This window comes from Bradyrhizobium sp. UFLA03-84 (genome assembly GCF_002289535.1).
Classification (GTDB): domain Bacteria; phylum Pseudomonadota; class Alphaproteobacteria; order Rhizobiales; family Xanthobacteraceae; genus Bradyrhizobium; species Bradyrhizobium viridifuturi.
In genome coordinates this window covers 318,293-329,718 of sequence record NZ_NSJY01000009.1, presented here as the reverse complement: position 1 = coordinate 329,718, position 11,426 = coordinate 318,293, and the positions used below count along the sequence as shown (strand labels likewise).

Genomic DNA, 11,426 nt, shown 5'->3' with positions numbered 1-11,426 from the left:
ACGAATTCGAATTAGGGACTTCCATGCTCACCAAGACCCCGCACCTTTTCGATGAAGCAACCGCAGTGACTGCCGGCGACAGCCGCTGGCAGGGGCGCACCAGCCCGGACTATTGGGTCTTCGTCGGCCCGTTCGGCGGCTGCACGGCCGCGACCATCCTGCGCGCGTTGATGCAGCACCCGCAGCGCGCGGGCGATCCGCTGGCGCTGACGGTCAATTACTGCGCGCCGGTCGCCGAGGGCGTGTTCGATCTCGACGTCCGCCTGGTCAAGGCCAACCGCTCGAGCCAGCACTGGTCGGTCGAGATGACGCAAGGCGGTGGCGAGGTCGCGACCCTGGCGACCGCCGTGTTCGCCGAGCGGCGGCCGTCGTGGTCGCACCAGCCGGCCGAGTTTCCCGGCGCGGTGCCGTTCGAAGAGCTGCGGCCCTATCCGAAGCTCGCGATGACCTGGGCCAACCAGTACGACTTCCGCTTCGCCGAGGGCGAGCCGAAATTCGCCGGTGGCGGCGGTGCAAAGGAGCTGTCGAGCCCCTATTCAAAACTCTGGATCGCCGACCGCGTGCCGCGCAAGCTCGACGCGCTGTCGCTGATGTCGATGTCGGATGCGTTCTTCGGCCGCGTCTTCCACGCGCGGCACGAGCTGGTGCCGTTCGGCACGGTATCGCTGACGACCTATTTCCACGCCGATGCGGCCGACCTCGACGCCGAGGATACCACCCGCGTGCTGGCCACGGCCGACGCGAAAACCTTCCACAAGAGCTACGGCGACCAGCACGGCGAATTGTGGTCGCCCTCCGGCCGCCTGCTCGCGACCACGACGCAGATCGCCTACTTCAAGGCGTAGGCGTTCCGAGCGGATCGGCCACCGGCTCGCATCGTAGCCAAATATCCACATTGGTCTGCTACGACCGGATTGCCTATTTCAAGGGTTGAGGGAACATTGGCACGTCGCTTCTGTTCCACGCCTTTGGGAGCACTGCCGCATGTCCGAAGCCGACACTTCAAAACCCTCTCGCATCGCGCTGCTTGGCGTTCCCATCGAGATTGGCGCGTCGCAGCCCGGTCCGCTGATGGGACCGGACGCGCTGCGCACCGCGGGCATCGCGCGCCTGCTCGAGCAGCTCGACTTCAGGGTTGACGACCACGGCAACCTTGCAATCCCGGCTGTCGTCGCCGACGGCCCGGTGCCGGCCAACACCAAGTTCTACGACGAGGTGAAGACCTGGACCCGCGCCCTCTCCGAGCGCGCCTATTGGCTGGCGCATTCCGGCGCGATCCCGATCTTCATGGGTGGCGATCACTCGCTGTCGATGGGGTCGATCAACGGTGTTGCGCGCTACTGGCAAGAGAAAGGCCGGCCGCTGTTCGCGCTGTGGGTCGACGCGCATGCCGACTACAACACACCGGCCACCACCATCACCGGCAACATGCACGGCATGTCGGCGGCGTTCCTGTGCGGCGAGGACGGGCTGGACGATTTGCTCGGTGGATTGCCGCGCGCCTCGATCCCATCCGATCAGCTCGCGCTGATCGGCACCCGATCAGTCGATCCGCTGGAGCGCAAGCTGCTGCGGCAGCGCAGCGTCTCGATCGCGGACATGCGCCAGATCGACGAGTTCGGCGTCGCCGTGCTGACCCGACGCGTCATCGACCGCGTCAGGGCGAAGAACGGCGTGCTGCATGTCTCGTTCGATGTCGACTTCCTCGATCCCGACATCGCGCCGGGCGTCGGCACCACGGTGCCGGGCGGCGCGACCTACCGGGAAGCGCATCTCATCATGGAGCTGCTGCACGATTCCGGGCTGGTGCGCTCGCTCGACATCGTCGAGCTCAATCCGTTCCTCGACGAACGCGGCCGCACCGCGCGCGTCGCGGTGGAGTTGATCGGCAGCCTGTTCGGGCTGCAGATCACCGACAGGCAGACGCCGAGCAATGCGGTACTGCCGGAGATGGGCGAGTAGCGGAACAACACACTCAATGTCGTCCCGGCCCAGTGCGCAAACAAAAAAGGCGGCCACGAGGGCCGCCTTTTCAAATCGCGTATCGCTTGCGCGGCTTACTCCGCAGCCAGCTTCACTTCCGGCGCGGCGGCGCGGACTTCGGCGTCGACCTGCGCTTCGAACTTGGCGAAGTTCTTCTGGAACATGCCGACCAGCGCACGCGCCGTCTTGTCGAACTCGACCTTGTCGGCCCAGGTCTTGATCGGATCGAGGATGTGCGGCTCGACGCCCGGCAGCGAGGTCGGCACCGCGAAGCCGAAATACTTGTCGGTGCGGAAATCCGCGTTGCGGAGCGAACCGTTCAGTGCCGCGGTGAGCAGCGCGCGGGTCACCTTGATCGGCATGCGGCGGCCGGTGCCGTACTTGCCGCCGGTCCAGCCGGTGTTGACGAGCCAGCAATCGACATTGTGTTTCGCAATAAGCTCACGGAGCAAATTGCCGTAGACCGACGGATCGCGCGGCAGGAACGGCGAGCCGAAGCAGGTCGAGAATTCCGGCTGCGGCTCGTTGCCGAGGCCACGCTCGGTGCCGGCGACCTTCGCGGTGTAGCCGGACAGGAAGTGGTACATCGCCTGCGCCGGCGTCAGCTTGGCGATCGGCGGCATCACGCCGAAGGCGTCGGCGGCGAGCATCACCACGTTCTTCGGATGCGGCGCGCGGCCGGTGCGCGAGGCGTTCGGGATGAAGTCGAGCGGATAGGCCGAGCGGGTGTTCTCGGTCTTCGAGCCGTCGTCGAAATCCGGCACGCGATCGTTGGCGCCGAGCACGACGTTCTCCAGCACCGCGCCGAAGCGCTTGCTGGCGGCATAGATCTCCGGTTCGGCTTCGCCCGACAGCTTGATGCACTTGGCGTAGCAGCCGCCTTCGAAATTGAAGACGCCGTCCTCGCTCCAGCCATGCTCGTCATCGCCGATCAGCGTGCGCTTCGGATCGGCGGACAGCGTGGTCTTGCCGGTGCCGGACAGGCCGAAGAAGATCGCGGTGTCGCCGTCGGGGCCGACATTGGCCGAGCAGTGCATCGGCATCACGCCCTTCTCGGGCAGATAGAAGTTCAGCGTGGTGAACACGCTCTTCTTCATTTCGCCGGCATAATAAGACCCGCCGATCAGGACGATCTTGCGGGCGAAATCGATCGCGACGACGTTCTCGGACTTGCAGCCGTGACGTTTCGGATCGGCGCGGAAGCTCGGCAGATCGATGATCGTGAGTTCCGGCACGAAGCCCGCGAGCTCCGACATCTCGGGACGAATGAGCAGCGTGCGGATGAACAGCGAGTGCCAGGCGAGCTCGGTGAAGACGCGCGTCTTGATGCGATGCTTCGGATCGGCGCCGCCGTAGAGATCCTGCGCGAACAGCGTCATGCCTTCGGCATGCTTGAGGAAGTCGGCATGGAGCGTTGCGAACTGCTCGGAGGTGATCGACTGGTTGCCGGCCCACCACATGCTCTTGTCGGTCAGGCCGTCACGGACCGTGAACTTGTCCTTCGGGCTGCGGCCGGTGAACTCACCGGTATCCGCGCAGAGCGCGCCATCGGCCGAGAGCACCGCTTCGCCATTGCGCAAGGAGTGCTCGTAGAGCTGCGGCGCACCATAGTTCCAATGCACGCCCTTGAGATTTTTTAAGCCGAATTTGTCGGCGCCGAAGGCACCGTTATGCACGCCCGTCTCTTGCACGAAGAACCTCCTCGAACCCGCGTATCCTTGTTCGCGCGAATGTCGCTAGTCGCGCCCCGTCGCGGTGATGACCGTCATCAGAATATAGCCTCTCGGCCCCGGTCCGGCGACCTAATAGTGGGGATCGCCGGGCTTGCCAAGCCGGTCGAACGGCTTTTGGTTCATTCCAACAGGGGTACATCATCTGGCGCAAATACCGCAGCGCGAAACCCTTTCGCTTTGCTTTCGCTTTCGCATTGTTTTCGCCGCGATCGGGCGACGTTTCGTCGCCTTTCCCGCTACGAACAAGGCTTGCGATGCACAAAGAGTGCCAGCGATCGGCGTGTGCGTGCGCCGATCGCTGCATAAAGCAAGGGGAATGCCGGGTATGCGTTTCGCGCTGAGGATGTGTCGTTGCAATGGACTGCCGCGAGTTGACGCTGCGCTGCACTGCCGAGCATGTCGCCCACGATCGTGTTGCACGCGGATAGCACCATCTGCTCGGCATCGAGCATTCGGTTGAGCTCAACATGCCGTCGTCGAAGCGGGGTGACTTCAATGCCCGGCATCGGCGAATGTTCCGCGATGTCTTGCACGTTGCGCAACTAGATCGCTGGCCGTCACGATCGATGGTAACGCAATCAGCACCTGACGCCCCGCGCATCGTCGCGCCGCGAGCCTCGCAATCCCGGTGATTTTCCGATCCAGCAGCAACGGAAATCCGCGCACCCGCGCCGAACCCATCAGTGATGACGTGACGGCCGGCGCGAAATGATCGCGCTATCAGAGACACCGCACTCCGACTCAGCGATGGCGCAGGGAGCCGCAGCATGCGACACGATGCCTCGCCGGGCGCCGCAGCCCCCGGTGTCAGCAGCGAGTGCTGCCTATCCCTTCCGATCGCTTGCTATCCCCTGCTATCCCTTGGCGCGAGCTTCGCCGACGAGCCGCACCAGCATCTTGCGTAGCTCGGTGCCGTTGCTGACCCGCTCGGGGAAATCCAGCCGCAGCGTGGCGCGGCCGGCCTGCATGTCCATGCCGTGGGGATCGCAGCCGGTGCACAGCCAGTCGGCACTGTCGGCGCCGAGCAGCCGCGTGGCGTAGAGGTTCATGGCTTCGCGGTGGTCCTCGTTCATGTGCGCCACCGCACCAGGCTCGGCCTCCAGCAGCGCTTCGGCGCCGCCGAGATCGGTCAGGAACTGGGCGGGCTTGAGGTCGACGATGCGACCGAACCCGGCGACCAGATGGGCGCCGCTTGGCCGGATCACGAAGAACGAAAAATCCTTAAATTCTACAAAGGCTTCCGCCGACGGCTGGGCAGCGAGATAGCGCCGTTGGGCGAGCTCGCGCCCGGCCTCGGCGACCTCTTCCGCCCTCCCCGCCAGCATGATCCGGGCGCCCTCCAAGGGATCGCCCTCGGCACGCTCGTCCAGCATCAGCGACACCCGGCTGTCGGCCAGGATGTTCTTCGTGTGCAGCGCCAAGCGGGAAATCAGCAGGATCGGCGAGCCGTCCGGATGGCTGGCGAGGTTGACCAGGGAGCAATAGGGATCGCCGGAGCCGGCCATCAGCGTGGCGAGCGCGCCCTGGCGGCTGCGGCGAAGCAGCGAGCGGGCAAGGTGGGCAGGATCGAAGTCGGCGGTCGGTTGCATGGGCCTAACGGATCATTTTGAGGGCGATTCGAGCCGGTTCCGGATGAAAAAAGGGCCTGTTTTCATGATCTCAGGGTGGTATATGGGGTCCATCGCATGGGTCGCAGAAGCGTATTTTTGCGGAACTCGGTCACACTTCAGCCCAGCTTGCATTGCTCGTTGACCGCGTTCGAAGCCCATTTCCACGGCGCGTTGCCAGAGTGCCCGCCGTTTAAGCCACTCTCATTGTGAAAGCAGCTCATGCCCACAATCGCCTTGGTCGACGACGACCGCAACATTCTCACTTCGGTCTCGATCGCGCTTGAAGCCGAAGGCTACCGCATCATGACCTACACGGACGGTGCGTCGGCGCTGGATGGATTTCGCACGTCGCCGCCCGACCTTGCGATCCTCGATATCAAGATGCCGCGCATGGACGGCATGGAGACGCTGCGCCGACTGCGCCAGAAATCGGACCTGCCGGTGATCTTCCTCACCTCGAAGGATGAGGAGATCGACGAATTGTTCGGCCTGAAAATGGGCGCCGACGATTTCATCCGCAAGCCGTTCTCGCAGCGCCTGCTGGTCGAACGCGTCAAGGCCGTGCTCCGCCGCGGCCAGCCCAAGGATCCGACCGCCGCACCGAAGGAGCCGGACGCCCGCGCGCTCGACCGCGGCCTGCTGCGGATGGATCCGGAGCGCCACACCTGCACCTGGAAGAACGAGCCGGTGACGCTGACCGTGACCGAATTCCTGATCCTGCAGGCGCTCGCGACCCGCCCGGGCGTGGTGAAGAGCCGCAACGCGCTGATGGACGCGGCCTATGACGACCAGGTCTATGTCGACGACCGCACCATCGACAGCCACATCAAGCGGCTGCGCAAGAAGTTCAAGGTGGTCGACGACGACTTCGAGATGATCGAGACGCTGTACGGCGTCGGCTATCGCTTCAAGGAAGCCTGATCTGCGCATCCGGAGCGGCTTGTTAACTGACAGGCTCCGCACGGCTGGGGTAAGCTCGGGCGACTGTCTGCTTCGCGGGACGACATCCATACCAACCGGCAGCTTTGCCAGTGCTTGATCGAACGCAGCTCGAGCAGGGACTGAACACCGAGGACGCGTCACAGCTCCTCGATCACGAGGCCGTGGCCGACGATCTGGCGGAGAAGGGCTGGCGCCGGCCGCTCGGCTGGCTGCGCCGCGCCGGTCAATTCTTCTTCGCGCTGTCGTTCTCGAGCCTGACGCGCCGCATCGTCTCGCTCAACCTGGCCGGCCTCGTCGCGCTGGTCGCAAGCATCCTCTATCTGTCGCAATTCCGCGCCGGCCTGATCGAGGCGCGCACCCAGAGCCTGCTGGTCTATGCCGAGATCATCTCGGAGGCGATCGCGGCGTCCGCGACCGTCGAGGGCAACACCGTCACCATCGATCCCGACCGGCTGCTCGACCTCAAGCCCGGCGAGAGCTTCGGCCAGCCGGATGAATCGGCGGACTTCCCGATCAATCCCGAGCGCGTCGCGCCGATCCTGCGCCGCCTGATCGCGCCGACCAAGACGCGGGCCCGCATCTTCGACCGCGACGGCGGCCTGATCCTCGACAGCCGCAATCTGTTCGCGCGCGGCGACGTGCTGCGCATGGAACTGCCGCCGCCGTCCGAGAAGCCGTCGCTGTATGAGAAGACCAAGGCCACGATCAAGACCTGGCTCAATCGCGGCGACCTGCCGATCTACCGCGAGCTCGGCCCCGAAGGCGGCAAGGGTTATTCCGAAGTCGCGCAATCGCTCGAGGGCATGAAGGGCAGTGCCGTGCGCGTCACCGACCGCGGCGCGATCATCGTGTCGGTTGCCGTTCCGGTGCAGCATTTCCGCGCCGTGCGCGGCGCATTGATGCTGACGACGCAGGGCGACGACATCGACCAGTTGGTGATGTCCGAACGGCTCGCGATCCTCAAGATCGGCGGGGTCGCGTCCGCCGTCATGATCATGCTGTCGCTGCTGCTCGCGAGCACGATCGCAGGCCCGGTGCGGCGGCTCGCCGAAAGCGCCGAGCGCGTCCGTCACCGCATCCAGACCCGCGTCGAGATTCCCGACTTCACCGGACGCCGCGACGAGATCGGCCATCTCTCCGGCGCGCTGCGCGACATGACCAACGCGCTGTACAGCCGAATCGAGGCGATCGAGATGTTCGCCGCCGATGTCGCCCACGAGTTGAAGAACCCGCTGACCTCGCTACGCTCGGCGGTCGAGACGCTACCCTTGGCGCGCAACGAGAACAGCCGCGCGCGGCTGCTTGCGGTGATCGAGCATGACGTCAAGCGGCTCGACCGCCTGATCTCCGACATCTCCGACGCCAGCCGGCTCGACGCCGAATTGCAGCGCCAGGACATGGCGCCGGTCGATCTGCGCCGGCTGCTGACGACGCTGACCAGCGTCGCCAACGAGACGCGGCTCGGCCACGATGTCGCCGTCGAAGCCCGCTTCGAGGGTCGCGGGCCGACCGATACGCTCTCGGTGCCCGGCCACGATTCCCGGCTCGGCCAGGTGATCTCCAACCTGCTGTCGAACGCGCAATCGTTCTCCAAGCCGGGTGACAAGGTGCGCATCGTCTGCCGCCGCACCCGCGGCGAGATCGAGATCGTGGTCGATGATGACGGGCCCGGTATCGGCGAAGATGCGCTGGAGCGGATCTTCGAGCGCTTCTACACCGACCGGCCGCACCAGGGCTTCGGCCAGAACTCCGGCCTTGGCCTTTCGATCTCCAAGCAGATCATCGAAGCGCATGGCGGACGGATCTGGGCCGAGAACCGCCCGGGCCCCGCGGACGAAGACGGCAAGCCAACCGTGGCCGGCGCTCGTTTCGTGGTCAGGCTGCCGACCCTATGAGCGACAATTCAAGCGTGCACGCATCCGCCGTTCTGGTCGGCGAGCGTGCGGTGCTGATCCGCGGCCCGTCGGGCGCCGGCAAGTCGCGTCTCGCCTTCGAACTGATTCTCGCCGGGCGCACCGGAGCGCTCCCGCCGACCATTTTGGTAGGGGATGACCGTGTCCATCTCGACACAGCCGGCGAACAATTGTGGGTCCGTCCGGCCCGGCAATTGGCCGGTATGATCGAGATACGAGGCCTCGGAATCCGCCATTGCCCGTTCGCGGACGAGGCCGTGGTCGGCCTGATCGTCGACCTTGCTGCCGACGACGCCGAGCGGCTGCCGTCGTCGGAGGCGCTTCAGACTCGCCTTAATGGTGTTTTGGTACCGCGAATTCCTGTAGCGGCGGGCTTCCAACCCCTGCCGCTGGTTGTTGCTGCGCTGACGACAACCTGAAAGTTCATGTTCCCGTAATCTTGCGGCCAATTGTGGGAAGGGAATTGGTAACCATATCACATCCACTATCGCGTCGGATTTTGCCGGCGCAGCCTCCCCTCTCTACCGCCAGGAACCGGGAGACTAGCCAAGATGCCCCCTTGCGCGGGGCCTCTGGATGGTCAAAGTGGCGCGTTCGTGCGGTGCACCAAAGGGCGCCCGCGAGGAGTTTCCGATGATTGGTCTAGTGCTGGTGACCCATGGGCGCCTTGCCGACGAGTTCAGAGCGGCGCTCGAACACGTTATGGGTCCGCAGAAACAAATTGAAGCAATTACGATCGGGGCCGAGGACGATTCCGATCTCTGTCGAAGCGACATCATCGAAGCGGTGAACCGCGTCGATAGCGGCGACGGCGTTGCGATCCTCACCGACATGTTCGGCGGCACCCCGTCGAATCTTGCGATCTCCTGCATGAGCCGCCCGAAGGTGGAAGTGCTCGCGGGCATCAATCTTCCCATGCTGGTCAAGCTTGCCAAGGTTCGCGAGGAGCGTTCGCTGCCCGACGCGATCGCGATGGCGCAGGAAGCCGGCCGCAAATACGTCACCATCGCCAGCCGCGTTCTCGCAGGCAAATGAGCGACGAGGCCCCGGGCGCAAACCATGTCGGCCCGGGCGTGCCTGCGGGCGCCATTTCGCGTGAACTCTTGATCGTCAACAAGCGCGGCCTGCATGCGCGGGCATCGGCGAAGTTCGTCCAGCTGGTCGAGCGCTTCAACGCCGAAATCTGGGTGACGCGCGGCGGCGAGACCGTCGGCGGCACCTCGATCATGGGCTTGATGATGCTGGCCGCCGGGCCCGGCACCACCGTCGTGGTCTCCGCGAAAGGCGAAGAAGCACAGCAGGCGCTCGACGCCATCGCCGAACTCGTTGCCAGCAAGTTCAACGAGGAAGGCACGTAGGGCGATCCTCAGCCGCTACACTAAGCGAAAGCCTCTGCCCGTCATCCTGAGGAGCGCGAAGCGCGTCTCGAAGGATGCGCCGCGGGCGGCGGCCGATTCATCCTTCGAGGCTCGCAAGAGCTCGCACCTCAGGATGACGGAAGCGGCACGAGTGGCCGGAAACGACTACTTCGCCGGCGGCACCAGATAGACTTTCCACGCCGTGGACGGACCGGGATGGCCGTTGAAGAAGCGCATGGTGGTCATCACCAGCGGCTCGGCATCCTTGGCGTGCTCGGCCATCCATGCCTCGCATGGTTGCAGGAATACCGGATCGGTGGTGTCGCAGATGCCGATGAAGCCGAGACGTTTGGCTTCGTCGAGCGACGTCAGCCCCGATGACCAGGCTTCGCCCGGCACCAGCGAGGCCGGATGATCCGGACTGTAGAACGTCATCGGCTCGCCGATGTCGGACCGCGCGACGACCACGGCCCAGCGCGAATGGAATTTGGCCTGCCAGGTCTGGGTGAGCTCACGCGCGAGCTCGGAGCGCGCGGCGTAGGTCGAGCCGCCGATGCGGTTGGACGCGACCTCCTGCGTGGCGATCGAGGGCGCGGCGATCAGCGTTGCGATCGTGGCCACGAACCAGACCGCCGTGATCGAGAACAACGCCATGCGCGGGAATCTGAGCGAGGGGATCGCAACCAGCGCAAGCGGCACCAGGAAGAACAGCGGGATGCCCCAATCGGTCTTGATGTAGACGGTGAATGCCAGCGCGCCGAGCGGCGGCCCGATCGCGACGATCGACTGGATGATCCAGACGTTGAGCGCCTGCGGAAGGTTGACGGCCGGATTGGGTCCGCGCGACCAGATCCGCGCCAGCACGTCCGACGGCCGCCACGGCACTGACCCCAGCAACAGCGCGATGAGGCCCAGCACGATGGGAATCGCGAGCAGGCCGAGATTGTGCAGGATATAGCCGATCACGAGCTGGACGTTGAGCTCACGGCTCGACAGCGCGTAGACGTCGCCGGCATAGGTGAACGGCACGAAATTCACCTCCTCGAGCCACACCAGGTGCGGAATCATCGCTACGAGCATCGTGCCGATCGCAACCCAGGGCGCCGGCGAGCGCAGGAACTGGGTCCGCTGCGGGTGGATCAGCGCAGCGAGCCCGATGGCGCCGATCATCGTCACCACCCAGTATTTGGTCATCAGCGCCAGCATGCCGGCAAAGCCGAGCCACAGACCCGACTTGAAGCTGCGCTTCTCGAACGCGTTCAGATAGGCCAGCACCAACAGCGGCAGCGGCACCAGCTGCGCGAGGTCGGCGTTGTACTTGAAGCCCTTGAAATTGAAGATCGGGTAGAGCGCGAGCATCACCACCATGAAGAACGCACGGCGGCGATCGACGACGCGCAGCGCGATCAGCCAGCACACCACAAGCGCGAAGCTGACGGTCGCCATCGCAAGCGCATAGGTCGACCAGTTGGTGACCGGGAAGATCCTGAACCAGACCCCGGCGATCCAGCCCGACAGCGGCGGATGCTTGCCATAGCCGAGCAGGAAGCGCTGGCCCCAGGCATAGGCCTCCGCGACGTCCATATGGACATCCTGCGCGGCCTTGAGCTTGACCAGGATAAGCGTCCAGAGAAACGCGTGGACCAGTGCGAAGCCGATCACGAACCACAGGCTGGTCCGGGGATCGATGGCGCGCGAGGCGATCCAGGCCGCGATCCGCCGGATCGTCAGCCTGCGGGTGGTGCGCCGGGCGGCAGGAAGAATGGAAGCGGTCGACATGGCCTGTGCCTGAGGCATGACCCGGAAAAGGGGAGCGTGGCTTTCCGAGGGATCATACCGAGTGGAAACGGACGTGCGATGAGTGATCGCTCACCAGCACATCGGCGC

Annotated in this window: 11 protein-coding genes; 7 read left to right on the top strand and 4 right to left on the bottom strand. The window is 64.9% G+C overall.

The window, feature by feature from the left end; all coding sequences use genetic code 11:
- Positions 1-23: 23 nt before the first annotated feature.
- Positions 24-845 (top strand): acyl-CoA thioesterase, encoded by an 822-nt coding sequence (locus tag CK489_RS11655; protein ID WP_095732443.1) that lies wholly within the window; start codon positions 24-26, stop codon positions 843-845.
- Between the two features lie 139 nt (positions 846-984).
- Complete coding sequence (gene rocF / locus CK489_RS11650; RefSeq protein WP_050626884.1) at positions 985-1,962, top strand: arginase; 978 nt, start codon at positions 985-987, stop codon at positions 1,960-1,962.
- A 95-nt stretch (positions 1,963-2,057) separates the two neighbouring features.
- Here rocF and CK489_RS11645 read toward each other — a convergent pair whose 3' ends face one another.
- The 3 genes from CK489_RS11645 to CK489_RS11635 all read right to left on the bottom strand — a co-directional run bounded on the left by CK489_RS11645 (position 2,058) and on the right by CK489_RS11635 (position 5,305).
- Positions 2,058-3,674, bottom strand: coding sequence for a phosphoenolpyruvate carboxykinase (locus CK489_RS11645; protein ID WP_095732402.1), 1,617 nt, complete (start codon positions 3,672-3,674; stop codon positions 2,058-2,060).
- Between the two features lie 278 nt (positions 3,675-3,952).
- Entirely contained in the window at positions 3,953-4,258 is a 306-nt protein-coding gene (locus CK489_RS11640) for a hypothetical protein (protein ID WP_095732401.1), read from the bottom strand.
- Positions 4,259-4,570: 312 nt separating this feature from the next.
- A complete protein-coding gene (locus tag CK489_RS11635) occupies positions 4,571-5,305 on the bottom strand; it encodes a HugZ family pyridoxamine 5'-phosphate oxidase (protein ID WP_050626883.1) in 735 nt (244 codons plus the stop codon).
- Positions 5,306-5,545: 240 nt separating this feature from the next.
- Between CK489_RS11635 and CK489_RS11630 the strand changes: the two genes are divergently transcribed.
- The 5 genes from CK489_RS11630 to CK489_RS11610 all read left to right on the top strand — a co-directional run bounded on the left by CK489_RS11630 (position 5,546) and on the right by CK489_RS11610 (position 9,539).
- The gene (locus tag CK489_RS11630) at positions 5,546-6,247 is read left to right on the top strand and encodes a response regulator transcription factor (protein WP_016843287.1); all 702 of its coding nucleotides are present in this window, start codon (positions 5,546-5,548) and stop codon (positions 6,245-6,247) included.
- Between the two features lie 110 nt (positions 6,248-6,357).
- Positions 6,358-8,163 carry a sensor histidine kinase gene (locus tag CK489_RS11625; protein ID WP_198960903.1) on the top strand — a complete coding sequence of 602 codons (1,806 nt, stop codon included), beginning with the start codon at positions 6,358-6,360 and terminating at the stop codon, positions 8,161-8,163.
- Positions 8,160-8,600, top strand: a complete 441-nt coding sequence (locus CK489_RS11620) for an HPr kinase/phosphorylase (protein WP_095732400.1) — start codon at positions 8,160-8,162, stop codon at positions 8,598-8,600. The genes CK489_RS11625 and CK489_RS11620 overlap by 4 nt, the downstream gene beginning before the upstream one ends.
- 214 nt (positions 8,601-8,814) lie before the next feature.
- On the top strand, positions 8,815-9,216 hold the full coding sequence (locus CK489_RS11615; protein WP_021076632.1) for a PTS sugar transporter subunit IIA: 402 nt from the start codon (positions 8,815-8,817) through the stop codon (positions 9,214-9,216).
- Positions 9,213-9,539: an HPr family phosphocarrier protein gene (locus CK489_RS11610; RefSeq protein WP_095732399.1), complete on the top strand. Its 327-nt coding sequence runs from the start codon at positions 9,213-9,215 to the stop codon at positions 9,537-9,539. Before CK489_RS11615 ends, CK489_RS11610 begins: the two co-directional genes overlap by 4 nt.
- Positions 9,540-9,704: 165 nt before the next feature.
- Here CK489_RS11610 and CK489_RS11605 read toward each other — a convergent pair whose 3' ends face one another.
- Entirely contained in the window at positions 9,705-11,318 is a 1,614-nt protein-coding gene (locus CK489_RS11605; RefSeq protein WP_095732398.1) for a glycosyltransferase family 39 protein, read from the bottom strand.
- Between the last annotated feature and the right edge of the window lie 108 nt (positions 11,319-11,426).